Raw genomic sequence first — 22761 nt, 5'->3', positions numbered from 1 at the left:
CCCGCGGCGGGTAGTTACCACCGGAAACACTTTCCTCGGCAGTAACTTGTGGCGCACCATGGGCACCCCCGTCCTCCAGGCCCATCAATGCGTCCGGGTGGTCATCCGTGTCCCAACCGCACAAGGCGCCCGTCTACGACGAGTTGTCCGACGCCGCTCTCACCGAGCGCGTGCGGGCCGGCGCGCCGACCGCCTACCCGGCGACCGAGGAACTGCGCCGGCGTCACCTGCCCGCCGTGGTCTGCTACGCCCGGCTGTGTGCCCGTGACGAGGAGTCCGCCGGTCAACTCGCTGCCCAGGCTTTCGCGTTGGCCTGGCAGGAGGTGCACCGAGGGGTCGACCCGCGCGGCGCGTGGCGGCACCGGCTGCTCATGCTCGTCCACCAGGCGGGTGCCGTCTGGGCGTCGGGCAGCCGGCGGGTCCGGCTGAACGAGGAGTACGCGGCCTTCATCGACGTGATCCGCGCCCGCGACACCGCCGTGACGGCCCCGCCCGGACTGCCGGGCCTGCCCGTCCACCCGCGGCACCGACTGGCCGAGGGCTCCGCCCTGTTCGGCGCCTTCGCCGCGCTGCGGCAGAGCACGCAGGGGATCCTCTGGCACACCGTCGTCGAGCGGACGCCGGAGGCCGACGCGGCGCTGTGGACCGGGGAGAGGCGCTCGGAGATGGCCGACCTCGGGGCCCGGGCGCTGGACGCGTACCGCGAGTCCTACCTGCGCACCTACCTGGAACGCAGCGAGGACCCGGCGTGCCGGGGCTTCGGCCGCATCCTGGACGCCGCCGCCCGCCGCGACGACGCGCGGCAGAACGAGGACCTGGAGCGGCACCTCGCCGGGTGCGCCGACTGCGCCAAGGCCCTGGAGTTCCTGATCGTGCTGGAGCGCGACCCGCGCCCGCTGCTCGGCACGGCCCTGGTGGCCTGGGCGGGTCCCGCCTACCTCGCGGCGCTCGCCGCGCCCGCGCCGCCCCCCGCCCCGCCGGCCGCTCCCGCGCCGGTCTCCCGTCGCAAACCGAGGCGGGGGCCCCTCACCTGGATCACCCGTGTCGTGCGGCCCGCCGCACCCGCGCCGGCCTCCCGTCGCAAGCCGCGGCCGGGCCCCTTCAGCCGGTTCACCCGGTTCGCCGGGGCCGCCCGGCTCGTACGGCTGCGCAGCCGCTACCCGACACCGCTGATCACGCTGGTGCTGGCCTCCGCCGCCGTCGCGGCCGTCACCGGCCTGGTGTACGTCACCGGCGACGACGCCCCGGCGGGCAGCCAGGCGGGCCAGGCGCCGCCGGTCCTGCCGTCGGCCTCCGTCACCGTGACGACGACCGCGACGACCACGGCCACCGCCACCGCCACCGCCACGGTCACCGGCCCGCCCACGGCCGGCGCGACCGGGACCACCACGCCGTCCGCGTCGAGGACGCCGAGCGGGGCCGCGTCGTACCGCATCCCGGCCGTGCCCAGCCCGACGCCCACACCGACGCCGAAGCCGCCCGGCAGCAGCTTCGCCCAGGTCGTGAACGGCGACTCCGGCCTGTGCCTGGACGTGCGCGACGAGGACTTCTCCAACGGCTCGGACGTCATCCTCGCCGGCTGCGACCCCGACTCCGCCGCACAGCGGTGGCGGGTGGAGTCCCAGGGCGTGCTGCGCAACGGCGGTGACTCCGACTACTGCCTCGACTCCCGCGGCGACACCGACCGCGGGCTCGGCGTCTGGAGCTGCTCGTCCGCCGACGGCAGGCACGCCCAGAACCTGCTCTTCCTCGTCGACGGTCTCGGCCGCATCCGCCCGCAGATCGACCTCGACGTCGCCGCCGCCCCCGACGGCGACTCGCCGGGCTCCACGCTGTCGTTCGAGCCGGTGGGCAACTCCGCCGACCAGCGCTGGCAGGCCGGTTAGCGACGGGCCGTGGGCGGGGACCGCCGGCGAGGGCCGCTCAGGCGTCGTCCCCGGTCGGCGGGATCGGCCCGCCCGGCAGGTAGACCACCGCCGTCGTGCCGCCGCCGCTCGCGGGCTGCAGGCGCACGGTGCCGTCCGCCTGCTGCACGGTGCGGGCCACGATGGACAGACCGAGGCCCGAACCCGGCAGGCTGCGCGCGGACGTGGAGCGCCAGAAGCGCTCGAAGACGTGCGGCAGGTCCTCGGGCGGCACGCCAGGGCCGTGGTCGCGGACGGTGAGCTCACCGCCGTGCAGGGCCACTTCCACCGTCCCGGCCGGCGGGCTGAACTTCACCGCGTTGTCGAGCAGATTGATCACGGCCCGCTCCAGGGCGCCGGGTTCGGCCCGTACGTACCACGGCGCCAGTTCCGCGGTGATCTTCAGGTCCGGGCCGGTGCGCAGCCGGGCCCGTTCCAGGGCGGCTTCCACCGCCTCGTGGAACGCCACCGTCTGCAGCGGCCCGCCCCCCTGCACCGCCTGCGGACGGGACAGCTCCTGGAGGTCCCCGATGAGCGCCGCCAGCTCGCCCATCTGGGCCTTCACCGAGCTCAGCAGCTCCTGCCGGTCCTGCGGCGGCAGCGCCCTGCCGGTCATCTCACTGCGTTCCAGCAGCTCGATATTGGTGCGCAGCGAGGTGAGCGGGGTGCGCAGCTCGTGGCCGGCGTCCGCGATCAGCTGCTGCTGCAGCTCCTGCGAGGAGGACAGCGCGGCCGTCATCGCGTTGAAGGAGGACGACAGGCGGGCGATCTCGTCGTCGCCGTGCACGGGGATGCGGACGCTGAGGTCCTCGGTGCGCGCGATGTGCTCGACGGTGCGGGTGAGCCGGTCCACCGGCTTCAGGCCCGCGCGGGCCACCGCGAGGCCGGCGACGCTGGCGCCGATCACCCCCAGGCCGCCGACGGCCAGCAGGATCAGGCCGAGGGTGTTGAGCGACTGGGTGACCTCGTCCAGCGGACGGGCCACGGTGTACGCCCCGTCCGTGTTGAGCAGCGGCAGTGTCACGGCGCGGTACTGGTTGCCGTCGGAGCCGGTCACCGTGTGCAGGGCCTCGCGCAGCGTGCCCTTGGCCACGTCGGTGTCGGCCGAGGTGACGTGCAGCGTCTGGGAGCCCTGGATCACGCAGCTGGCGCCGGTCCGCGAGACGACCTGGACGGTGGAGTTGAAGGGGTTGGGGGCCTGGTCGTCGGAGGCGGGCGGCTCGGTGGTGCACAGTCCCGCGCGCAACTGGTCGACGACCCTCTGCGGGGGCATCCGGTTGTCGCGCAGCGAGTTGTCCAGCGAGTTCATGAGCGTCCCGCGCACGAAGAACCAGCACAGCAGCGCACTCGCGGTCACCGCCGCCGCGACCGCCACCGCCGTCAGGATCGCCAGCCGTGAGCGCAGCGGCAGGGAACGGAAGCGCACCAGGTGGCGCATCAGCCCTTGCCCTCCGCGTTGCGCAGCACGTAGCCGACACCCCGGACGGTGTGGACCAGCCGGGGGAGGTTGCCGGCCTCGGTCTTGCGGCGCAGGTACATGACGTACACGTCCAGGGAGTTGGAGCTCGGCTCGAAGTCGAAGCCCCACACGGCCTTGAGGATCTGCTCCCGGGTGAGCACCTGGCGCGGGTGCGTCAGGAACATCTCCAGCAGCGTGTACTCGGTACGGGTCAGCTCCACCGGCTGCCCGGCCCGGGTGACCTCGCGGGTGGCGGTGTCCATGCGCAGGTCGCCGAAGGTCAGCCCGCTCTCCTCGGCGGTGCCGCCGGACAGTCCGGAGGCGTACGAGCTGCGCCGCAGCAGTGCCCGCAGGCGGGCGAGGAGTTCGTCGAGCTCGAAGGGCTTGACGAGGTAGTCGTCGGCCCCGGCGTCGAGTCCGGTGACGCGGTCGCCGACCGTGTCGCGGGCGGTGAGCATGAGGATCGGGGTGGTGGTGCCGCTGGAGCGCAGGCGGCGGGCGGTGGTGAGGCCGTCCATGCGCGGCATCAGCACGTCCAGGACGATCGCGTCCGGCCGGTAGACGTCCACCTGGTCGAGTGCGGCCAGGCCGTCCTCGGCGAGGGCGGTCTCGTAGCCCTCGAAGGCGAGGCTCCGCTTCAGCGCCTCACGGACCGCGGGCTCGTCGTCCACGATCAGGATGCGGGCCGGGGCCTCGCCGTTCTCGCCGGGGCTCATGCGTCTTCCACCTCGTGCAGGGAGTCGTCGGGGACGGGGGGCGGTGCTCTGCGGGGTGCGGTGCTGCGGTGCTGCTGCCTTCCTAGCCTTGCACGAGGGCCAGACGGTGCGCGGCGCGCGAGCGGCGGGCGTACCGGCGGGCGTACCGGCGGTTGGCGGCGATCTCGGGCTCCCGCGGCGCCGGGGCCGGGAAGTGGATCAGCGCGAGGTCCGCGGGACCGGCGGGGACACCGGCGGGGTGGAGGGCGGTGCTGAGGATGACGTTCATGACGGTCCGTCCCTTCGGGAGGGAGCGGTCAGCTGTCGCTGCCGCCGTTGCGCAGGGTGTCGAGGTCGGCCTTGACGGTGTTGACGGGGATCGCGAACCCGAGGCCGATGCTGCCGGCGGTGCTGTCGCCGGCCGAGGACGAACTGGCCGAGTACATGGCCGAGTTGATGCCGATGATCTCGCCGTTCATGTTGATCAGGGCGCCACCGGAGTTGCCGGGGTTGAGCGAGGCGTCGGTCTGGATCGCCTTGTACGTGGTCGTGGACGAGCCGACGTCGCCGTTGTACTGGCCGCCGCCGAACTCGAACGGCCACCGGCTGTCGCCGCCGCCGTAGCCGCGGCCCTGCCGCTGCCCCTGGCCCTGGCCCTCGTCGGCGGCGACCGTGACGTCGCGGTCGAGCGCGGAGACGATGCCGCTGGTGACCGTGCCGGTCAGACCCTCGGGGGAACCGATGGCCACGACCTCGTCGCCGACCGCGACCTGGCCGGAGTCGCCGAGCGACGCCGGGGTCAGGCCGCTGACGTCCTGCGCCTTGAGCAGGGCCAGATCCTTGGCGCTGTCGGTGCCGACCACCTTCGCGGTGGCGGTCTTCCCGGAGCTGAAGCGGACCTTGACGGTGTCCGCGCCGGAGATGACGTGGTTGTTGGTGACGATCTCGCCGCCACTGGTGACGATCACGCCCGAGCCGGTCGACTGGCCGTCGGACGAGGTGGCGCTGACCTCCACGATGCTCGGGCTCACGGCCGCGGCGACGGAGGCGACGCTGCTGGTGCCCGTCGCGCTGGTGCCGACCACCCGGGTCGAGGTCGCGGCGCTCTGCGAGGCCGTCGCGTTCCCGATCAGGGCCGCCGTCCCACCGCCGACCAGCGCCGAGACCAGCGCCACGGTGGCCACCAGCGGTACCGTCCGCCGGGACCCGCGCCCGGCGGCGGGCTCCACCGGTGCGGGCGCGCCGTACGGGTGCGTCCCGTACGCGGGCGCCTGCGGCTCATAGGGCGGGGGCGGCGGGTAGGCCGCGGGACCGTTCCGGTGCTCGTCTGCGCCGCTGTCGCGTGAGGAGTTCTCGTTCATGACAACGACTGTGCGCCCCGAACATGAGAGCTCCCTGAGCGTGCCCTGAGAACCGGGGCAGAGTTCCGTATGCCCGATATAAGAAAGGAACCCGCAGGTCAGCGCTGTCCGCCGGAAGGGGCCCGGCTACCCACGCGCGGACCTGCGGGAACGCGTCAGTGGCAGCCGCAGCTGCGCCGCACGACCAGCCGGGAGGGGAACTGCCGCAGCCGCTCCCGCCGCGATCCGGAGACCCGCAGCCCGTCGTCCAGCACCAGGTCCACCGCCGCCCGCGCCATCGCCTCGCGGTCCGAGGCGACCGTGGTCAGCGGCGGATCGGTCAGCCCGGCCTCCTTGACGTCGTCGAAGCCGGCCACGGCCAGCTCGCCCGGCACGTCGATCCGCAGCTCGCGCGCGGCCCGCAGCAGCCCGATGGCCTGGTCGTCCGTCGCGCAGATGATCGCCGTCGGCCTGCCCGGCCGGGCCAGCAGCTCCAGGCCGACCTTGTAGGCGTCGTAGCGGTTGTACGGGGCCGAGAACAGCCGTCCCTCGACGCTCCGCCCGGCCTCCTGCATCGCGCGCCGCCAGCCCTCGACGTGGTCGGTGACCGGGTCGCCGGACTTCGGGGTGATCTCGGTGCCGCCGAGGCAGGCCACGTACTCGTGCCCGTGCTCCAGCAGGTGCCGCGTCGCCAGCTGCGCCCCGCCGACGTCGTCCGTCACGACCGCGACGTCGTCGATCGCCTCCGGCCGCCGGTGCAGCAGCACGACCCGCGCGTCCCAGGCGTCTATCTCGATGGCGGCGTGCTCGCTCGGCCCCTGCGAGATCAGGATCAGCCCGGACACCCGCATCCCGAGGAAGGCCCGCAGGTAGTGGACCTCGCGCTCGTCCAGGTAGTCGGAGTTGCCGACCAGCACCATCTTGCCGCGCTCGGCGGCGGCCCGTTCCACCGCGTGCGCCATCTCCGCGAAGAACGGCTGCCGCGCGTCCGGCACGATGAGGCCTATGAGGTCGGTCCGGCGGCTGGCCATCGCCTGGGCCACCCGGTCCGGGCGGTATCCGAGCTGTTTGATCGCCGCCTGCACACGCTCGCGCGTGGCCGGTGCGACCGGCCGTGGTCCGTTGTTGATGACGTAGCTGACGACCGCGGTCGACGTCCCCGCAAGCCTGGCCACATCGTCCCGCGTCACCTTTGCCACGGGGGGAGTCTACGCGGGTACACCCGCGCATCCCACTGTCTGCTCACAGCCGTGACCCGCGTGTGATCAGGCGTTGCGGGCGGCCAGGGCCGCCGCTTCCGCGGACTCGCGTTCTCCCTGCGTCCCGGGGGCCTTGGAGGGCTCGTCCACCGGCCGGTCGCCCTTCTCGGGGGTGACGAAGCGGTAGCCGACGTTGCGGACCGTGCCGATCAGCGCGTCGTGCTCGGGGCCGAGCTTGGCGCGCAGCCGCCGGACGTGGACGTCGACGGTGCGCGTGCCGCCGAAGTAGTCGTAGCCCCAGACCTCCTGCAGCAGCTGGGCGCGGGTGAAGACCCGGCCGGGGTGCTGCGCCAGGTACTTCAGCAGCTCGAACTCCTTGAAGGTCAGGTCCAGGACCCTGCCCTTGAGCTTGGCGCTGTAGGTGGCCTCGTCGACCGACAGGTCGCCGTTGCGGATCTCCATCGGGCCGTCGTCGACGGTGATCTGCTGGCGGCCCATCGCCAGCCGCAGCCGGGCCTCGACCTCGGCGGGGCCCGCGGTGTCCAGCAGGACGTCGTCGATGCCCCAGTCGGCGGTCACGGCGGCCAGGCCGCCCTCGGTGACCACCAGGACCAGCGGGCAGCCCGGCCCGGTGGAGCGCAGCAGCTGGCACAGCGAGCGGACCTGCGGCAGGTCGCGCCGGCCGTCGATCAGGATCACGTCGGCGCCGGGGGTGTCCACCAGCGCCGGCCCCTCCGCGGGGGCCACCCGGACGCTGTGCAGCAGCAGCCCCAGGGCCGGGAGCACTTCGGTGCTCGGCTGGAGTGCGTTGGTCAGCAGGAGGAGTGAGCTCACCGGTCGCTCCCGTCGTTCATCGTCCGGTCATGCGTGTTCCGCTTGCCCATTGCGAACCCTCCTCGGTCCCGGCGAGGACGTGTGCGTGCGCCGACACGCGCCGTCCGGAACGGCCTGGGGCGGTGCCGGAAAGCACGAAAGGACCCGGGGGCGACGCTGCCCGGATCCTCTTGACCTAAGAGAATAGCCCACATGGAGTCGGTAAGTGAGTCCCGCGCTGCGCGTTCGTGTGTCCCGTCGATCGCCGGCGGTGGTCGGCGTGCGGTGCTGTTGACCGATGACGGTGTGCGCATCGACGCCGCGTACGCGCCGGGAGGGACGGCGGACGGCTTCGCGATCGTCGTCGCGCACGGCTTCACCGGCGCGCTGGAACGGCCCGCGGTGCGGCGCGCGGCGGAGGTCTTCGGACAGGTGGACGGCGTCGGCGGCGTCGTCACGTTCTCCTTCCGGGGTCACGGGCGCTCCGGGGGCCACTCCACGGTGGGCGACCGCGAGGTGCTCGATCTGGACGCGGCCGTGCGCTGGGCACGCCGCGCGGGGCACCGGCGGGTCGTGTCCGTCGGCTTCTCCATGGGCGGCTCGGTGGTGCTGCGACACGCGGGGCGCACAACGGCGCACGAAGGGGCGCACGTTGACGCCGTCGTCTCCGTGAGCTCCCCCGCGCGCTGGTACTACCGCGGTACGGCGCCCATGCGGCGGGTGCACTGGGCCATCACCCGGCCCGCCGGACGGCTGCTCTCCCGCGGCCTGCTCGGCACCCGTATCCACCACCGGGACTGGAACCCCGTCCCCGTCCCCCCGGTGGACGCGGTGCCCTTCATCCCGCCCACCCCGCTCCTGGTCATCCACGGCGACCGCGACGGCTACTTCCCGCTCGACCACCCCCTCTCGCTGGCCGAGGCCGCCGGCGACGCGGCCGAACTGTGGATCGAGCCCGGCTTCGGCCACGCGGAGAACGCCGCACCGGAGGAGCTCCTGCGCCGCATCGCGGCCTGGGCGGCGGCCCGCGTGCGGTAGCGGGAGACCCGCGGCGCCGCCGCCCCGCGGCGCTGCGTCATCATGGACGGCGGCAGGACCCGTGAGGGCAAGGGGAAGGAGCCGCCATGGCGGCACACGGCACGATCCGGTACTGGGCCGCGGCCAAGGCCGCCGCCGGCGCCGCGGAGGAGCCGTACCGTGAGGGCACGCTCGCCGAGGCGCTGACCGCCGCGCGCGAACGCCACGCGGCGCGCCCCGAGTTCGCCCGGGTGTTGTCCAACTGTTCGTTCCTTGTCGACGGGAACCCCGTCGGCACCCGGGATCATTCCGGGATCGAGCTGGCCGACGGCGGCACGGTCGAGGTGCTCCCGCCGTTCGCGGGAGGATGAGCGCGTGACCGACAACCACGACTGGTACGCCCCGGGCCCCGGGCCCATGCCGGCGCACACCCACGACAGCACGGCCGTCCTCCCGCCCGTAGGCGACGAGGGCGCCGAGGCCCCCGCCCCCGGCGGGCGGGCCGCGCGGCGCCGCCAGGCCGGCCGCACCCCGGTGGAGCGCACCGGGTCCCCGATCATCGCGCCCGGCATGCAGCCCGCCGCCGTGACCGCGGCCCTCGCGCTGCTGCTGGCGGGCGGCGCCCTGCTCGGCCGCCCGGCGCTGGCCGCCGCGGCCGTGCTGCTGCAGGCGGTGACCGCGGCCGGCTGGTTCCGCCTGAACGGGATGTGGCCCGCCCGGCAGGGCATCGCGCTGGCGTTCCTGGCGGGTGTGACGGCCGAGGTCGCGGTGCTGGCCGACGGGGTCGAGAACGCCCCCGCCGTCATCGTCGGCACGCTCGGCGTGTGGCTGCTGTTCGTGCTCGTCATGCACCTGCGCCACCACGGGACGCCCGAGGAACGGCTCTCCTCGCTCACCGCGACCGCCGCCTCGACGCTGATCACCGTCCTGGCCACCGGCTACCTGGCGACCACGGCCGTCCCGGCCGGCAAGGACGCGGTCGTGACCGCCGTCGTCGCGGTGGCCGTGGCGACCCTGGCGCGCGCCCTGCCGCTGCCGGCCGTGGTGTCGGTGCTGGTCGCGCTCGCCGCCGCCACGGGCAGCGGGATCGCGCTCGGCCGCCTGGAGACGGCGGACGGGGCGCTGATCGCGCTGGTCGCCGGGGTGTGCGCGCTGATCGGCCTGCGGGTGGCCAGCTACGACTTCCCGTCCCGGTTCGTGCACTTCACCGCCGGCGTGGCACTGCCGCTCACCGCGGCGGCGCCGGCCGTCTACGTAGTGGCCAGGGCGTTGCTGGGTTGACCCGCTAGGGTCGGGCGACGGCACCAGCACCAGTGAGCGCCGGACAGTGCTGGAGACCACCGACGGAAACGTGACCATCACTGCGGGGGACACCTCATGCGTGCACTACGGATTCTGCTCATCCTCGTCGTGATATTCGGCGCCCTCTTCGTCGCCGCCGACCGCATCGCGGTGCACTTCGCGGAGTCCAAGGCCGCCGACCGGGTCCAGCAGACCCAGGGCCTGACCTCGAAGCCCGAGATCGACATCAAGGGATTCCCGTTCCTGACCCAGGTGCTCGCCAAGAAGCTGGACGACGTGGAGGTGACGGCGAACGGCATCGAGGCGACCGGCACCGGCGGCCAGACGCTGCGGGTCGACCGCTTCCAGGCCGACCTGCACGGCGTGCGGATGTCGAACGGCTTCTCCAGCGCCGTGGCCGACACCGCCACCGGCTCCGCCACCCTCAGCTACGAGGACCTGAGCAAGGCCGCGCCGACCGGGGTGAAGGTCGGCTACGGCGGCACCGCCGCAGACGGCAAGGGCCGCGTGAAGGTCAGCGCGGACATCTCGACGCCGATCGGCGACATTCAGCGCAGCGTGGTGAGCGAGATCAGCGTCACCGCCAAGAACAGCATCAAACTGACCGCCGGCGAGATCCCCGGCCTGGACGCCCTGCCCTCCGAGGTGGGCGACCTGCTCCGCGAGCGGATCGATTTCACGCGCGCGCTGGCCGGGCTGCCGCAGGGCATCGAGCTGACGTCGGTGACCGCGACGCCCGAGGGCATCACCGTCGAGGCGACCGGCACCAAGGTCGTTCTCGCCAACTGAGACCGCTTCGTCCGCTCCGCAGTCCTTCACCCGGGGTGCCGGGTCCCGGCTCCGTCCGGCGGGACCGGGCACCCCGTCATCGTTCCATCATGTGGACAATCTCATCTCGTGATGCGGACCGGCGGTGACACCGCGCACTCCCTTCCCTACGATCGAGCACATGAAGCGACAGGCGGATCTCACGAAGCGGCGGGCAGTCGACCTGTGCCGTGTCGCCGCCATGCTCTGTCGCCTGCCGTAGGGGCTTCCGCGCCGTCGTCGGCGCCGCACTCCCGGCCCCACCTTCCCCGCTCCGCGCATCGCCGCGACGCGCCCGTGCAGCGCACCCCGGCCCCCGCGCGCACCCGTCCGTGTGCCGAGACATCCGCTACTGCCCCGGAGGAGATCAGCAATGAGCCGCAGTGACGTCCTGGTGGACGCCGACTGGGTCCAGGCCCACATCGACGACCCGAAGGTGGTCCTCGTCGAGGTCGACGAGGACACCTCGGCCTACGACAAGAACCACATCAAGAACGCCGTCCGCATCGACTGGAAGAAGGACCTCCAGGACCCGGTGCGCCGCGACTTCGTCGACCAGGCGGGCTTCGAGGAGCTGCTGTCGGCCAAGGGCATCGCCAACGACGACACCGTCGTCCTCTACGGCGGCAACAACAACTGGTTCGCGGCGTACGCCTACTGGTACTTCAAGCTCTACGGCCACGAGGGCGTCAAGCTGCTCGACGGCGGCCGCAAGAAGTGGGAGCTGGACTCCCGCGACCTGGTCGACGGCTCCGAGGTCCCGGCCCGCCCGGCGACCCAGTACAAGGCCAAGGCACAGGACAGCTCGATCCGCGCCTTCCGCGACGAGGTCGTCGCCGCGATCGGCAACCTCAACCTGGTCGACGTCCGCTCGCCCGACGAGTTCTCCGGCAAGCTCCTCGCCCCGGCCCACCTCCCGCAGGAGCAGTCGCAGAAGCCGGGCCACATCCCGAGCTCCCGCAACATCCCGTGGTCGAAGAACGCCAACGACGACGGCACCTTCAAGTCCGACGACGAGCTCAAGGCCCTCTACGAGGACGAGGGCGTCGACCTCGCCAAGGACACCATCGCGCTCTGCCGCATCGGTGAGCGCTCCTCGCTCACCTGGTTCGTCCTGCACGAGCTGCTCGACCAGCCGAACGTGAAGAACTACGACGGCTCCTGGACCGAGTACGGCTCCCTCGTGGGCGTGCCGATCGAGCTCGGCCCGGCCAAGTAGCACCAGACACCCGACCCGCCCGACCCCCGACCCGAAGGAAGACACCATGTGCGGAGCGAAGGCCGGCGGCCCCGACCTGGCCGGCGTCGACGTGGCGAAGGAGACGATCATCCAGGGTTCCGTGACCCGCGACGGCGAGCCCGTCGCCGGCTACGTGCGCCTGCTGGACGGCGGCGGCGAGTTCACCGCTGAGGTTCCCACCTCCGCGACCGGGCAGTTCCGCTTCTTCGCGGCCCCGGGCTCGTGGACGCTGCGCGCCCTCGTGCCGGGCGCGACGGTGGACCGCTCGGTCGTCGCGCAGCAGGGCAACCTCACCGAGGTGGCCATCGCCGTCTGACCGACGGCCGGAACCGGCGAAGGGTCGCACCGCCACCCGAGTGGGGGTGCGGCCCTTCGCGACGTACTTTGGAAGGGTGTCCACGAGGCGTCGGCGGCGCTGGTACTTCGCCATGATGAGCGGGTGCGTCCTGCTTTTCGTCCTGGCGTGGAGCGTGGTGCGCCTGTGGTCGGTGCCGGCGGCCGTCGCCATGTGCGTCGTCGCGATGCTGATCCCCCCGGTCGCGGCCATCGTGGCCAACCGCAGGGGTCCCGACGACCGCTGGTGGGACGAGACCGGCGACCCCAAGTCCGACGAGTGGTGGCGCGAGCTGGACCGCCGCGACGACCACCGCGACCAGCGCTGACGCCCGGATCGGTGGATCAGTAGACGAGCGCCTGCACGCCGTCGGCCATCGCCTCGCTCACGAAGACCTGCGCCCCCGCGATCCGCACGCCCTCCAGCACGTCCTTCTCCGCGATGTCCCGGCGGGCCGCGCACTGCGTGCACAAGGTGATCCGCCCACCGGCCATGATCCCCTCGATCAGGTCGGGCAGCGGCGCGGAGTGCGGCAGCTCGAACTCGGCCGCCTTCCCGGGCAGCGCGAACCACGCCGACTCACCGGTCAGCCACAACGAGACCTCCACGCCGCTCGCCACGGCCACCGCCGCCACCGTGAACGCCTGCGAGCACCGTTCGGGCGCGTCGGCGCCCGCCGTCACCTTGATCACCAGCTTCTTCGCCATGGTCCACACCCTAAGGTGGCCGGTCTCACAGCGAAAAAAGTGTGAAGCGCTTGCTGATGATCGACATAATGCGGTTCGCCTCGCTTCGCAGATCGCGCGCGAGCGCTGTGTGTCTGCCCGGGGGGGCTTGTGGAAGCGCGTACGAACGCACGGACCGGTGCGATGATCGCCGTGGTCGTCGGACTCGTCGTCCTGGGGACGCTGACGGCGGGGGCCGTGGTCGCCATAGGGTCGTCGTCCTCGAAGACCTCGGCGGCCGCCGTGCCGTCGACGGCGGCTCCGACGGCATCCGCGCCGGCGACCCCGTCGCCCTCGCCGGACCCCACGGGGACCGCCGGGCCCGACGACTCCCCCTCCCCGTCCAGCACCGTCACCGGTGCCGTCCACGCCGGTGCGCACAGCGGAGACCTGCGCTTCTTCCTGCTCACCCCGCCCAAGGACGCCGAGATCTACGGCGACGAGGCGGGCACCTCCGTCAGCCGTGACGAGGTCGGCGTCAGCGGCGACATCAAGCGGGCCCTGAGCCGGTACGGCTTCAAGAAGGGCGCCCAGCGCACCTACCTGACCGCCGACGGGGACTACGAGATCTCCGTCGAACTGCTGCGCTTCGGCTCGGCCGCCGGCGCCTCCGGCTACTACGACGACTTCTACCTGGACTCGCCGGCCCTGACGATCGGCAGCACCCACCCCGCCAAGGCCTACCGCCTGTCCTCCGGCTCCGCCGAGAGCACCGACGCCGTGGCCGCGCTGTCCCACCAGGGCGACGTGCACATCAGCATCACCGTGACCGGCGCGAAGCTGCCCGGCCGCGACCTGCTCAAGCGGCTGCTCGACCAGCAGTACCAGCGCCTCGCGACCGGCCGCTGAGCCTTCAGACACCTTCGTGGAGAACCCCTTGTCCCAGGACACCCCTGTCCCGGAGCAGGTACCCCCTGTTCCGGAAGCACCCCCCGCGGCCCGGCCACCCCGTCGCCGCGGCCGCACCACCCTGCTCGTGCTCGCCGCCGCCGTTCTCGGTGTCGCCGCGGGCGCCGGCACCGGCTACACGATCCAGTACAACCGGCCCGAAACGCCGCTCCCCCCGCTCACCCAGCGGGCACTCGTGCAGCCCAAGGGCGCCGCGCCGAAGGCGAAGCCGCTCACCGCGGCCGAGGACACGCTCGTGAAGTACGACGGCGACCTGCGCAAGCTGCTGCTGAAGCGGCCCAAGGGCGCCAAGGACTGGCTGAGCGGTCCCCTCGGTGAGGACCAGTGGTACCCGCTCTACGACTACGCCGAGACCTTCGAGCGCCCGGGCGACGCCTTCACCGACTTCAACAGCAACGGCTTCCGGCGCGTCGCCATCGCCAGCTGGCGGACCGGTACGTACGACACGTCGGCCACGACCGAGATCCGGCTCGTCCAGTTCCGCGACGACGAGTACAGGTACACCCCGCAGTTCCTCGAGGAACAGCAGAACTACATGCCCGAGAAGAAGTACGCGGGCAACGAGGGCAGTTCCATCCCCGGCACCTTCGACGGCAAGGCATGGGTCTACTCCAAGCCGGAGACCAAGGCGGGCTACCTCCCGCTGTACGAAGCACGCGCCTTGGCCCGGAAGGGCAACATCATGATGGACATCTGGCTGACCTCGGCCAGGCCGATCAAGAAGTCCGCGATCCTGTCGGTGGCCGAGCGGCAGTGGGGGCGGCTGTGAACGACGAGACCATCCTTCCCGGCACACCGGACACAGCGCCCGGGAGCGCGAGCCCGCCCGAGGCCGTGCCGGTGACCGGCGACACCGCGACCGCTGAGACCCCGACCGCGGAATCCGCACCCGGGCCCCGCAAGAGCCGCCGCGGTCTCGCCATCGGCGTCGCCGGGGCGCTGGTCGCCATCGCCGCGGGCGGCGGCATCGGCTTCGCCGTGCTCCAGCAGCAGAAGAACGACGACACGCCGGCGAGCGCCCAGCCGTGGAAGGCTCCCCAGCCGAGCAAGACCGGGGAGTACGGCACCCAGTCCGGCGGCAGCCACTACGGCGCGCTGGGCAAGCTGCTGCTGCCCATGCCGGCCGGCTACGTGCCGGGTCCCGACATGGCCGAGTACGGAAACGACGCGGAGTACACCGGCAAGGACGCTGTGGCGGTGTTCCAGGGCGACTACGCGGGCCTGTCCAAGAAGGAGCGGGCCCAGGTGCGCAAGGCCGTGGACGCCATGCACATCCAGGGTGTCGGCTTCCGCTCGTACCGCAACACGACCGGCACGCTCGTCGTGAACATGCAGATCGTCCAGATGAAGAACAAGAGCATCGCCCGCGCCGGCACCGATTTCTACAGCGCCTTCACCAAGGCCCTCGGGGTGTTCCGGAACGGGCCGAAGATCGCGGGTCACGACAAGGCCCGCTGTGTCCTGCCGCCGAAGAATCCCGGGGCCAAGCTGGACGCCATGTCCTGCCAGGCCACCGAGGGCGACGTGATGGTGCGCATGACGGTCACCGGCACCGCCCCGCTCCAGAAGGACAACGCTGCGTACCTCTTCAAGGAGCAGCTCGACCGCGTGCAGGACCCGGGGGAGGCGGCATGACCGAGCAGACCCGGACCGACGAGGCGACGATCCCGCCCCAGGCCGCCCCGGAGGCGCCCGTGGAGGCCGCCCGTGCGGAGCTCACGGCCGTGGAGAGCGCGGCCGCGGAGCCGGCCTCTGCGGAGCTCACGGCCGTGGACGAGGCCGCGCTCCCCGTTCCCGCGGCGCCCCCGCGGCGGCGGTTGCGGGACCGGCGCGGGCTGCGCGCTGCCGTGCGCTGGACCGCGGTGGTGCTCGTCTTCGGCGCGCTGGGCGCGGCCACGACGTACGGGGTGACCCAGCCGGAGCGGACGAAGATCCCCGGGCTGCGCACCCCCGACGACGGCCGCTGGACCTACCCCGCGCTGAAGCTGCCCAAGCTGCCCGAAGACGCGCCTCGTCCGCTGGACGCCGACCACAACCCGGGCGGCCGGCACTACGCGGACCCGCGCACGCTTCTGCTGCCCGCCCCCGCGGGCGCCAAGGTCGACAAGAGCTTCCCGGACCGCACCGGCTGGCTGCCGACCGCGGACTTCGTGAAGGTCTTCCAGAAGACCTACCGCGCGCCGCTCACCCAGACGCTCGGCCAGGAGACCCTCCGGCACATCGCGGCGCGCGCCTGGACCGCGCAGGACGGCACGCGCGCGGAGATCTACCTTCTGCAGTTCGCCAGCGGGCCCTACGCGAACGAGGTCAGGACCGACCTCGAGATCTCCGGTATCCCGGTGCAGGCCGGCGCCACGACCCGCGACGACGAGTGGAGCAGCAGCGACGTGCCGGAGACCGAGTTCGCCTCCGTCTTCGACGAGAGCGCGCCGCGCGGGCCGCAGCACGTCCGCGTCGCGTTCGTCCAGGCAGGCGACACCGTGGCCGTGGTCCTGATGACCAAGGCCGGGACGCAGCCCGCCGTCCCGTTCCACCAGACCGTGCGGCTCCAGGCGCAGCTGCTCGGCTGACCGGGTTGCGCCCGGCACGGGCGCGATGCGCGGGGGCCGACCTCAGCGCATCGCGCCCGTACCGGCCGACTAGACTCGCTAACGGCCCCACCGGGCCGCCGACCGTCCGCGCCTGCCCGAGGAGCACGCTCGTGAGCGCCATTGAGATCTTCTTCGACGTCATGCTTGTCCTGGTCTGCCTTGGCGTCCTCGCGTTCTCCGTTCTGGCGGTGAAGAAGCTCTACCAGGGACAGCGCTGAACATGATCGAAATCCCCTCCGACCTCCACCCGGAGCTCGTACCGCTCGCCTTCCTCCTGGGCACCTGGGAGGGTGCGGGCGTCTTCGACTTCCCCGGCGCCGAGAAGTGCAACTTCGGCCAGGAAGTGGTGTTCACCCACGACGGCCGCCCGTTCCTGGAGTACACCTCCAAGACCTGGGTGCTGGACGCCGAGGGCAAGCCGGCGACGCCGCTGGAGAGCGAGTCCGGTTTCTGGCGCATCGACAAGGACCGCAAGGTCGAGATCACGATGACGCGCGACAACGGCGTCATCGAGATCTGGTACGGCGAACTCGCCGAGAGCAAGCCCCAGATCGACCTCGTCACCGACGCCGTGGCCCGGCTGGCCGACGCGCCGGCCTACAGCGGCGGCAAGCGCCTGTACGGCTACGTCAAGAGCGACCTGATGTGGGTGGGCGAGAAGGCCACCCCCGAGGTGCCGCTGCGCCCGTACATGTCGGCGCACCTGAAGAAGGTCGTCAACCCCAGCGAGTGGGCCAAGGACCTCAAGGACCTGCCCGACGACGGCATCGCCTTCTTCCGCTGAGCCGTCCGCGCACGGGGCCGTCCGCCCCGGGGCGGCCCCGTGATGTCGCGCCGGGCCGCCGACGGCGCCCTTCCGCCTAGACTGTCCCTGTGGTGACCACGGACTGGAAGAGCGATCTGAGGCAGCGCGGGTACCGGCTGACGCCGCAGCGCCAGCTTGTCCTGGAGGCGGTCGACGTCCTGGAGCACGCCACTCCGGACGCCATCCTCACCGAGGTGCGCAGGACCGCCTCCGGGGTGAACATCTCCACCGTCTACCGCACGCTGGAGCTGCTGGAGGAACTGGGCCTGGTCAGCCACGCCCACCTGGGCCACGGCGCCCCCACGTACCACCTCGCCGACCGGCACCACCACATGCACCTGGTGTGCCGGGACTGCGAGTCGGTCACCGAGGCCGACATCTCCGAGGCCGCGCCGCTGACCGACCGGCTGCGCGCGACCTACGGCTTCGAGACCGACATGAAGCACTTCGCGATCTTCGGCAGGTGCGCGGACTGCGCGCGGAAGGCCCGAACGTCTGAGGGTTCAACTACCGAGACGTAGGCTGGTTCCATGCAGCGACAAACACTGACCAGCCCCCTGCTGTCGCTCCCCGGCGCCGTTCCCGCTGAAGGCCCTGACGAGGGAGTCGCCGCGCACTACGGGGACCTCTTCCGCGAGCAACGGACCCTCGCGGACGGCAAGGGCTTCGTCGACCTGTCCCACCGAGGCGTCGTCGCCGTCACCGGACAGGACCGGCTCGCCTGGCTCCACCTCCTGCTCACCCAGCACGTCACCGACCTGCCGCCCGGGCAGGCCACCGAGGCGCTGATCCTCTCCGCGCACGGCCACGTCGAGCACGCGCTCTACCTCGTCGACGACGGCACGACCACCTGGATGCACGTCGAGCCCGGCACGCAGGGCGACCTCGTGGCGTACCTGGAGAGCATGAAGTTCTTCTACCAGGTCGACGTCGCCGACGTGACCGGTGACCGCGCCGTCGTCCACCTCCCGGCGGGCAGCATCGCCGCCGTCCCGGAGGACTGGACGGTGCGCGAGGTCGCGCACGGCCGCGACGTCCTCGTGCCGCGCGCCGAGCTGGAGGCCTTCGCCCGGGAGGCGGGCACGCCGGTGGGCGTGCTGGCCCTGGAGGCGCTGCGCATCGAGGCCCACCGCCCGCGGCTGGGCCTGGAGACCGACCACCGCACCATCCCGCACGAGCTGGGCTGGCTGGACACCGCCGTCCACCTCGACAAGGGCTGCTACCGCGGCCAGGAGACCGTCGCCCGGGTGCACAACCTCGGCCGGCCGCCGCGCCGCCTGGTCTTCCTCCACCTCGACGGCAGCGAGGTCAAACTGCCCGGCCACGGCACGCCCGTGCGCATCGCCGCAGACGGGCCCGACGGCCGCCAGATCGGCACCGTCACCTCCTCCGCGCGGCACTGGGAGCTGGGCCCGATCGCCCTCGCGGTGATCAAGCGCAACACCCCGGTGGACGCCCCGCTGCTGGCGGACGGGACGGCCGCGAACCAGGAGACCGTCGTCGAGCCCTGAGGAGCTCGGGGCCCTCAGATGTCGAGGACCACGGTGAACGGGCCGTCGTTCGTGAGCGAGACCTTCATGTCCGCTCCGAAGCGGCCCGTCGCCACCTCCGCGCCCAGCGCACGTAGCTGCGCGACCACCTCGTCCACCAACGGCTCGGCGACAGGGCCCGGCGCGGCGGCGTTCCAGGTGGGCCGGCGCCCCTTGCGGGCGTCACCGTAGAGAGTGAACTGCGAGATCACCAGCAGCGGCCCGCCGACGTCGGAACAGGACTTCTCGTCGGGCAGGATGCGCAGGCTCCACAGCTTGCGGGCGAGCTGCGCCGCCTTCTCCCCGGTGTCGTCGTGCGTGACCCCCACCAGCACGCACAACCCCGGACCGGCGATTTCGCCGACCGTCTCGCCGTCCACCACGACCTTCGCTTCGCTCACCCGCTGGGCCACCGCTCGCATGCCCCCCATTCTCCCGGGCGTGAAGGGGCGCGCGGCATCGGGGCCGTACGCCCGCTTGGGCTCACGTACAACTGTCCGGGGCGTCCGTTCGGGTGCAGGTGCCTGCGGGACACAGGTACTCGGTGGCACGATCGAGGTCTGCCCGACGCGGGGGACGAGGGGACGGACAGACATGAAGAACACCGGTACGACAAGTACCACCGGGACGGCGGAAGGCGAACGCATGCTCAAGGCACCGGGCCCGCGCTCCCCGTTCCCCGACGCGCCGCAGCCCGACTTCGCGGGGCTCACGCTCGCCGGCCTGCGCACCGCCCGCCGCGAGGCGCAACTGGAGGAGGCCGACCTGTCCTACCTCCGACGCCTGCTGCAGGGCCGCATCGACATCCTGCGCGCCGAGCTCGCCCGCCGCACCGCCCCCGACGCGCCCGTGCTGGACCGGCTCTCGGAGATCCTCACCGACACCCCGTCCCGGCACCGCACCTCCGCCCGGCACGTCACCCTGCGCACCCCGCGCAGCGAGCGGTACCGGCAGCTCGCCGAGGAGATGCTCGCCGAGGTCGAACTCTCCGACCTGGAGGCCCGCACCGACCAGGAACTGCACGACGCGATGGGGCGGCTGGTCCGCCACGAGCAGCAGGTGTCGCGCTGCCGGCACTCGCTGCAGCGCACCGTCGACGGGTGCAGCACCGAGATCGCCCGGCGCTACCGGGCGGGCGAGGCGCGGGTCGAGGATCTGCTGGCCGGGGACTGAGGGCGCGGCCGGAAATCCCGCGCGAAAAAGGGATGCGCGAAGGCCTGACCGGCGCCTACCGTGCGGGACATGAGCCTTGAGGTCCGCACGCTCGAAGCATCCGACTACGCAGGCTGGTTGCGCGCCACGCGCCTCGGTTTCCTCCGTTCCGCCACCGTCAGCGACGAGGAGATCGAGCTACGGCGGCCCTACACGGACCTCGCCCGCGCACAGGGCGCGTTCGACGACGGCCGCTGCGTGGCGACGTTCCGCAGCATGCCGCGCGACCTCACCGTGCCCGGCGGGGCGGTGCTGCCCAGCAGCGCGATCACGCAGGTCACCGTCTCCGCCACGCACCGCCGCCGCGGCGTCGCCTCCCGCATGATGGCCAACGAACTGGCCGCCACCGCCGAACGCGGTGAGCCGCTCGCGATCCTCATCGCCGCCGAATTCCCGATCTACGGCCGCTTCGGCTTCGGCCCGGCCGCCGGTGTCACCGAGTGGCACGTCGACACCGCCCGCGCCGGCCTGCGCCCGCCCGGCGACGACGAGGACGGCCGCGTCGAACTCGTCGATCCCGCCGACGTCCTCAAGTCAGGCCCGGAACTGCACGAGCGGGTAAGGGTCCAGGCCCCCGGCTCGATCAACCGCAACGACCGCTGGTGGGAGATGTTCACCGGCAAGGTCCAGATGAGCAACGACCCCTGGAAGGAACCGATCTTCGCCTACTACCGGGACTCCGCGGGCCGCATCGACGGCCTGGCCGCGTACACCGTCGAGGACAAGTGGCGCGGCATGTACCCGGAGGCTCCCCTCGAGGTCAAGCAGCTCATCGCCGCCACCCCGGCCGCCGAACGGGCCCTGTGGCGCTTCCTGCTGTCCATCGACTGGGTCACCACCGTGCGCACCGGCTTCCGCGCCCACGACGACGTCATGCCGCTGCTGCTCGGGGACCGCCGCGCCGCCCGGATCGACAACAGCTCCGACTTCCTGTGGCTGCGCTTCATCGACGTGCCCCGCGCGCTGGCCGCCCGCACCTACGCCGCCCCGGGCTCCGTCGTCCTCGACGTCGTCGACCCGTACGGCTACGCCGCCGGCCGCTTCCGCGTCGAAGCCGCCCCCGACGGCACCGCCACCGCCGAGGCGGCGCCCTCCGCCGCCCCGGACCTCACCCTCACCGCCGCCGACCTCGCCACCCTCTACCTCGGCGACGAGTCCGCGGTCCGCCTCGCCACCGTCGGCCAGGCCACCGAATCCCACCCGGGCGCGGCGGCCCGGGTGGACGCGCTCTTCCGTACGTCGCGCAGGCCGTGGGCGATCGACGGCTTCTGACGCGTCAGCGCCCGCCGTACGAGACGAGGACCAGCACCACCAGCACCCCGCCCACGCACATCGCGTAGCTCGACCTTGCCTTCGACCCGACCGCGACCAGTACGATCCCCAGCCCCATCAACGGGCCGAACTGCCGGCCGAGGCACTCCTCGAGGATCGCCGCCATCACGTGACTCCACAGCATGACCCACCCCTTCCCAAGGCGGCCGCCGAACGGCGCGGGCCCCGCTGCTGCTGCCCTAACGGGTCAGCAGCAGCGCGATCACCACGAGTCCGACACAGGTGAACGTCGTGTTCCTGGCCTTGTGGCCGACCGTGAACAATCCGACGGCGAAGGCGCCTGCCGCGCCGTACCGCCACTGGACGAGCTGCTCGAACGCGAAGGCGCACAGAGCGAGTGCGGGCATGGGGTTTCACTCCTTCGAGGCGCGTGGGACCGATCTCTCCGCGCGTAGAGCACGGCAGAGGGAGAATTGACCCGGAGGTCGACAAGTGGCGGGAGCGGAAGAAGCCTGGTGCTGATGTGTGCGTGCGATGCGACGTGGCGCTGCACTGTCACCCGCGGCCGTCCCCAGCGCGTCGTTGGGCCGGGACGCCGCAGTCCCCGTGGTGTCAACTGCCCCAACTTGTCTGTCAGCTGGAGCAGTTGACTGCACTCATGTCTAGGTTGTTCCCGATGACTGCAGGTCCATAAACTCGTCGCAGTCAACTCCACTTGCCTGACCGGAAGATGTAGGCTGCTTGCGTGAACGGCTCGCGAGGGAACGGTGGAGCCAGGCGCGAATGGGAGCGCGTGGCCGATTCGCTGCGTCACCAGATCGAGGCCGGCGAGATCGTGGTCGACGAGCAACTCCCCACCCAGGCTGAGCTGGTGGAGAAGTTCGACGTAGCGCGCGCCACGGTCCAGAGGGCACTCAAGGAGCTCCAGGACGAAGGCTACGTAGAGTCAATCCAGGGCAAGGGAGTCTTCGCCCGAAACTGGCGCAAGCCGACACCGGCACATGCCAACGGCGCGGCGCAGGGTGTGGATTCGGCCAGCGTTGAGCTGGATGACGCGATCGCCGAGGCCTTCGAGGCGGAGCACATCACGATCGACGCGTACTGCCTTACCGCCGAATCGCTCAACGCGGCCATCGTCCCGCAGGTGAGGCGTATCCACCGGGGGGAACTCACGCCCTCGTCCATCCGTGTGCGGCTGCTGCGGCCGAGCGCTGACGCCCCCTTGGCCATCCCCAGAAATGTGGATGATCCAGAGGACCCGCGGCCGCTCGAGCGGCTTGCCGAGCTGATCGATGTCCATGCCCGGTCGCTGGAGAACCTGCTTGCTGACGTGGCCGCGCGTGACCTGGTCGATGATGTGGCCTTCGAAGTCAAGCAGGTGGCGATCACCCCTGTGGTCAAGGTGTACCTGATCAACGAGATGCAAGGGCTCATCGGGTACTACGCGATCAAGGACAACGAGGTTCGGCTCGCGGACGGTGCCGTGGTGAAGATTTGGGACGTTTTCGGCCTGGGTGCGAAGCTCTACGCTCAGGGAGATGAGCAACTCGCGGAGTGTCGGGAGTGGTTCGAGTCTCTCTGGACAAAAATCGCCCGATCGGTGTGACA

The 22761-nt window shown here is 72.0% G+C and carries 29 protein-coding genes; 19 read left to right on the top strand and 10 right to left on the bottom strand.

Annotated elements, in window-relative coordinates; genetic code table 11:
* Positions 1 to 107: 107 nt before the first annotated feature.
* Positions 108 to 1886, top strand: coding sequence for an RICIN domain-containing protein (locus ACFYXS_RS34760; RefSeq protein WP_389255585.1), 1779 nt, complete (start codon positions 108 to 110; stop codon positions 1884 to 1886).
* A gap of 37 nt (positions 1887 to 1923) precedes the next feature.
* Here the strand turns inward: ACFYXS_RS34760 and ACFYXS_RS34755 are convergent, their stop codons facing one another.
* The 6 genes from ACFYXS_RS34755 to ACFYXS_RS34730 form a co-directional block, all read right to left on the bottom strand.
* Positions 1924 to 3342 (bottom strand): sensor histidine kinase, encoded by a 1419-nt coding sequence (locus ACFYXS_RS34755; protein ID WP_389255583.1) that lies wholly within the window; start codon positions 3340 to 3342, stop codon positions 1924 to 1926.
* Positions 3342 to 4079, bottom strand: coding sequence for a response regulator transcription factor (locus ACFYXS_RS34750; RefSeq protein ID WP_389255581.1), 738 nt, complete (start codon positions 4077 to 4079; stop codon positions 3342 to 3344). Before ACFYXS_RS34750 ends, ACFYXS_RS34755 begins: the two co-directional genes overlap by 1 nt.
* 82 nt (positions 4080 to 4161) lie before the next feature.
* On the bottom strand, positions 4162 to 4347 hold the full coding sequence (locus ACFYXS_RS34745; protein WP_389255579.1) for a hypothetical protein: 186 nt from the start codon (positions 4345 to 4347) through the stop codon (positions 4162 to 4164).
* A 28-nt stretch (positions 4348 to 4375) separates the two neighbouring features.
* Entirely contained in the window at positions 4376 to 5419 is a 1044-nt protein-coding gene (locus tag ACFYXS_RS34740; protein WP_389255577.1) for a S1C family serine protease, read from the bottom strand.
* Positions 5420 to 5574: 155 nt separating this feature from the next.
* Positions 5575 to 6597 carry a LacI family DNA-binding transcriptional regulator gene (locus ACFYXS_RS34735; RefSeq protein ID WP_319663482.1) on the bottom strand — a complete coding sequence of 341 codons (1023 nt, stop codon included), beginning with the start codon at positions 6595 to 6597 and terminating at the stop codon, positions 5575 to 5577.
* A gap of 66 nt (positions 6598 to 6663) precedes the next feature.
* Entirely contained in the window at positions 6664 to 7431 is a 768-nt protein-coding gene (locus ACFYXS_RS34730) for a response regulator transcription factor (protein ID WP_389255575.1), read from the bottom strand.
* Positions 7432 to 7623: 192 nt separating this feature from the next.
* Between ACFYXS_RS34730 and ACFYXS_RS34725 the strand changes: the two genes are divergently transcribed.
* The 8 genes from ACFYXS_RS34725 (at position 7624) to ACFYXS_RS34690 (ending at position 12438) form a co-directional block, all read left to right on the top strand.
* Positions 7624 to 8448, top strand: a complete 825-nt coding sequence (locus ACFYXS_RS34725; RefSeq protein WP_389255573.1) for an alpha/beta hydrolase — start codon at positions 7624 to 7626, stop codon at positions 8446 to 8448.
* Positions 8449 to 8534: 86 nt separating this feature from the next.
* Positions 8535 to 8798 carry a MoaD/ThiS family protein gene (locus tag ACFYXS_RS34720; protein ID WP_389255571.1) on the top strand — a complete coding sequence of 88 codons (264 nt, stop codon included), beginning with the start codon at positions 8535 to 8537 and terminating at the stop codon, positions 8796 to 8798.
* Between the two features lie 4 nt (positions 8799 to 8802).
* On the top strand, positions 8803 to 9708 hold the full coding sequence (locus tag ACFYXS_RS34715) for a hypothetical protein (protein WP_389255569.1): 906 nt from the start codon (positions 8803 to 8805) through the stop codon (positions 9706 to 9708).
* Between the two features lie 96 nt (positions 9709 to 9804).
* Positions 9805 to 10518 carry a DUF2993 domain-containing protein gene (locus ACFYXS_RS34710; RefSeq protein ID WP_389255567.1) on the top strand — a complete coding sequence of 238 codons (714 nt, stop codon included), beginning with the start codon at positions 9805 to 9807 and terminating at the stop codon, positions 10516 to 10518.
* Between the two features lie 160 nt (positions 10519 to 10678).
* Positions 10679 to 10759 (top strand): putative leader peptide, encoded by an 81-nt coding sequence (locus ACFYXS_RS34705; protein ID WP_389255642.1) that lies wholly within the window; start codon positions 10679 to 10681, stop codon positions 10757 to 10759.
* Positions 10760 to 10909: 150 nt separating this feature from the next.
* A complete protein-coding gene (locus ACFYXS_RS34700) occupies positions 10910 to 11755 on the top strand; it encodes a sulfurtransferase (RefSeq protein WP_389255565.1) in 846 nt (281 codons plus the stop codon).
* Between the two features lie 46 nt (positions 11756 to 11801).
* On the top strand, positions 11802 to 12092 hold the full coding sequence (locus ACFYXS_RS34695) for a DUF1416 domain-containing protein (protein ID WP_319663489.1): 291 nt from the start codon (positions 11802 to 11804) through the stop codon (positions 12090 to 12092).
* A gap of 76 nt (positions 12093 to 12168) precedes the next feature.
* Entirely contained in the window at positions 12169 to 12438 is a 270-nt protein-coding gene (locus ACFYXS_RS34690) for a DUF3099 domain-containing protein (RefSeq protein WP_389255563.1), read from the top strand.
* 16 nt (positions 12439 to 12454) lie between these two features.
* Here the strand turns inward: ACFYXS_RS34690 and ACFYXS_RS34685 are convergent, their stop codons facing one another.
* Entirely contained in the window at positions 12455 to 12817 is a 363-nt protein-coding gene (locus ACFYXS_RS34685; protein ID WP_389255561.1) for a DsrE family protein, read from the bottom strand.
* 162 nt (positions 12818 to 12979) lie between these two features.
* Here ACFYXS_RS34685 and ACFYXS_RS34680 point away from each other — a divergent pair, with 162 nt between their 5' ends.
* The 7 genes from ACFYXS_RS34680 (at position 12980) to ACFYXS_RS34650 (ending at position 18651) form a co-directional block, all read left to right on the top strand.
* Positions 12980 to 13684 carry a hypothetical protein gene (locus ACFYXS_RS34680; protein WP_389255559.1) on the top strand — a complete coding sequence of 235 codons (705 nt, stop codon included), beginning with the start codon at positions 12980 to 12982 and terminating at the stop codon, positions 13682 to 13684.
* Between the two features lie 28 nt (positions 13685 to 13712).
* The gene (locus ACFYXS_RS34675; protein WP_389255557.1) at positions 13713 to 14513 is read left to right on the top strand and encodes a hypothetical protein; all 801 of its coding nucleotides are present in this window, start codon (positions 13713 to 13715) and stop codon (positions 14511 to 14513) included.
* Positions 14510 to 15379, top strand: a complete 870-nt coding sequence (locus ACFYXS_RS34670) for a hypothetical protein (protein WP_389255555.1) — start codon at positions 14510 to 14512, stop codon at positions 15377 to 15379. Before ACFYXS_RS34675 ends, ACFYXS_RS34670 begins: the two co-directional genes overlap by 4 nt.
* Positions 15376 to 16314 (top strand): hypothetical protein, encoded by a 939-nt coding sequence (locus tag ACFYXS_RS34665; protein ID WP_389255553.1) that lies wholly within the window; start codon positions 15376 to 15378, stop codon positions 16312 to 16314. The genes ACFYXS_RS34670 and ACFYXS_RS34665 overlap by 4 nt, the downstream gene beginning before the upstream one ends.
* Positions 16315 to 16555: 241 nt before the next feature.
* On the top strand, positions 16556 to 17119 hold the full coding sequence (locus tag ACFYXS_RS34660; protein WP_389255551.1) for an FABP family protein: 564 nt from the start codon (positions 16556 to 16558) through the stop codon (positions 17117 to 17119).
* A gap of 89 nt (positions 17120 to 17208) precedes the next feature.
* A complete protein-coding gene (locus ACFYXS_RS34655; protein ID WP_389255549.1) occupies positions 17209 to 17661 on the top strand; it encodes a Fur family transcriptional regulator in 453 nt (150 codons plus the stop codon).
* Between the two features lie 9 nt (positions 17662 to 17670).
* Positions 17671 to 18651 carry a YgfZ/GcvT domain-containing protein gene (locus ACFYXS_RS34650; protein ID WP_389255547.1) on the top strand — a complete coding sequence of 327 codons (981 nt, stop codon included), beginning with the start codon at positions 17671 to 17673 and terminating at the stop codon, positions 18649 to 18651.
* A gap of 14 nt (positions 18652 to 18665) precedes the next feature.
* Here ACFYXS_RS34650 and dtd read toward each other — a convergent pair whose 3' ends face one another.
* Entirely contained in the window at positions 18666 to 19091 is a 426-nt protein-coding gene (gene dtd / locus ACFYXS_RS34645) for a D-aminoacyl-tRNA deacylase (protein ID WP_389255545.1), read from the bottom strand.
* A gap of 223 nt (positions 19092 to 19314) precedes the next feature.
* Here dtd and ACFYXS_RS34640 point away from each other — a divergent pair, with 223 nt between their 5' ends.
* Both ACFYXS_RS34640 and ACFYXS_RS34635 read left to right on the top strand, forming a co-directional pair.
* Positions 19315 to 19842: an ABC transporter substrate-binding protein gene (locus ACFYXS_RS34640; RefSeq protein ID WP_389255543.1), complete on the top strand. Its 528-nt coding sequence runs from the start codon at positions 19315 to 19317 to the stop codon at positions 19840 to 19842.
* 69 nt (positions 19843 to 19911) lie between these two features.
* Positions 19912 to 21153 carry a GNAT family N-acetyltransferase gene (locus ACFYXS_RS34635; protein WP_389255541.1) on the top strand — a complete coding sequence of 414 codons (1242 nt, stop codon included), beginning with the start codon at positions 19912 to 19914 and terminating at the stop codon, positions 21151 to 21153.
* Between the two features lie 4 nt (positions 21154 to 21157).
* On the opposite strand, the gene ACFYXS_RS34630 is transcribed toward ACFYXS_RS34635, so the two are convergent.
* Both ACFYXS_RS34630 and ACFYXS_RS34625 read right to left on the bottom strand, forming a co-directional pair.
* Entirely contained in the window at positions 21158 to 21337 is a 180-nt protein-coding gene (locus ACFYXS_RS34630) for a hypothetical protein (RefSeq protein ID WP_389255539.1), read from the bottom strand.
* 55 nt (positions 21338 to 21392) lie between these two features.
* Positions 21393 to 21560 (bottom strand): hypothetical protein, encoded by a 168-nt coding sequence (locus ACFYXS_RS34625; protein WP_319663506.1) that lies wholly within the window; start codon positions 21558 to 21560, stop codon positions 21393 to 21395.
* Positions 21561 to 21946: 386 nt separating this feature from the next.
* Here ACFYXS_RS34625 and ACFYXS_RS34620 point away from each other — a divergent pair, with 386 nt between their 5' ends.
* The gene (locus tag ACFYXS_RS34620; protein ID WP_389255537.1) at positions 21947 to 22759 is read left to right on the top strand and encodes a winged helix-turn-helix domain-containing protein; all 813 of its coding nucleotides are present in this window, start codon (positions 21947 to 21949) and stop codon (positions 22757 to 22759) included.
* The last annotated feature ends 2 nt before the right edge of the window (positions 22760 to 22761 follow it).

Origin of the sequence: Streptomyces sp. NPDC002574, from assembly GCF_042889545.1 — a bacterium.
Taxonomy (GTDB): domain Bacteria; phylum Actinomycetota; class Actinomycetes; order Streptomycetales; family Streptomycetaceae; genus Actinacidiphila.
The sequence above is the reverse complement of the archived record's forward strand: the minus strand, read 5'-3'. Positions and strand labels throughout refer to the sequence as shown.

Bases quoted from the DNA above. Each gene is read 5' to 3' on its own strand.
- ACFYXS_RS34680 (WP_389255559.1), top strand. From the start codon at position 12,980: ATGATCGCCGTGGTCGTCGGACTCGTCGTCCTGGGGACGCTGACGGCG.
- ACFYXS_RS34755 (WP_389255583.1), bottom strand. From the start codon at position 3,342: ATGCGCCACCTGGTGCGCTTCCGTTCCCTGCCGCTGCGCTCACGGCTG.
- ACFYXS_RS34685 (WP_389255561.1), bottom strand. From the start codon at position 12,817: ATGGCGAAGAAGCTGGTGATCAAGGTGACGGCGGGCGCCGACGCGCCC.
- ACFYXS_RS34640 (WP_389255543.1), top strand. From the start codon at position 19,315: ATGCTCAAGGCACCGGGCCCGCGCTCCCCGTTCCCCGACGCGCCGCAG.
- ACFYXS_RS34750 (WP_389255581.1), bottom strand. From the start codon at position 4,079: ATGAGCCCCGGCGAGAACGGCGAGGCCCCGGCCCGCATCCTGATCGTG.
- ACFYXS_RS34665 (WP_389255553.1), top strand. From the start codon at position 15,376: ATGACCGAGCAGACCCGGACCGACGAGGCGACGATCCCGCCCCAGGCC.
- ACFYXS_RS34700 (WP_389255565.1), top strand. From the start codon at position 10,910: ATGAGCCGCAGTGACGTCCTGGTGGACGCCGACTGGGTCCAGGCCCAC.
- ACFYXS_RS34695 (WP_319663489.1), top strand. From the start codon at position 11,802: ATGTGCGGAGCGAAGGCCGGCGGCCCCGACCTGGCCGGCGTCGACGTG.
- ACFYXS_RS34630 (WP_389255539.1), bottom strand. From the start codon at position 21,337: ATGCTGTGGAGTCACGTGATGGCGGCGATCCTCGAGGAGTGCCTCGGC.
- ACFYXS_RS34705 (WP_389255642.1), top strand. From the start codon at position 10,679: ATGAAGCGACAGGCGGATCTCACGAAGCGGCGGGCAGTCGACCTGTGC.
- ACFYXS_RS34625 (WP_319663506.1), bottom strand. From the start codon at position 21,560: ATGCCCGCACTCGCTCTGTGCGCCTTCGCGTTCGAGCAGCTCGTCCAG.
- ACFYXS_RS34710 (WP_389255567.1), top strand. From the start codon at position 9,805: ATGCGTGCACTACGGATTCTGCTCATCCTCGTCGTGATATTCGGCGCC.
- dtd (WP_389255545.1), bottom strand. From the start codon at position 19,091: ATGCGAGCGGTGGCCCAGCGGGTGAGCGAAGCGAAGGTCGTGGTGGAC.
- ACFYXS_RS34635 (WP_389255541.1), top strand. From the start codon at position 19,912: ATGAGCCTTGAGGTCCGCACGCTCGAAGCATCCGACTACGCAGGCTGG.
- ACFYXS_RS34650 (WP_389255547.1), top strand. From the start codon at position 17,671: ATGCAGCGACAAACACTGACCAGCCCCCTGCTGTCGCTCCCCGGCGCC.
- ACFYXS_RS34745 (WP_389255579.1), bottom strand. From the start codon at position 4,347: ATGAACGTCATCCTCAGCACCGCCCTCCACCCCGCCGGTGTCCCCGCC.
- ACFYXS_RS34720 (WP_389255571.1), top strand. From the start codon at position 8,535: ATGGCGGCACACGGCACGATCCGGTACTGGGCCGCGGCCAAGGCCGCC.
- ACFYXS_RS34660 (WP_389255551.1), top strand. From the start codon at position 16,556: ATGATCGAAATCCCCTCCGACCTCCACCCGGAGCTCGTACCGCTCGCC.
- ACFYXS_RS34725 (WP_389255573.1), top strand. From the start codon at position 7,624: ATGGAGTCGGTAAGTGAGTCCCGCGCTGCGCGTTCGTGTGTCCCGTCG.
- ACFYXS_RS34740 (WP_389255577.1), bottom strand. From the start codon at position 5,419: ATGAACGAGAACTCCTCACGCGACAGCGGCGCAGACGAGCACCGGAAC.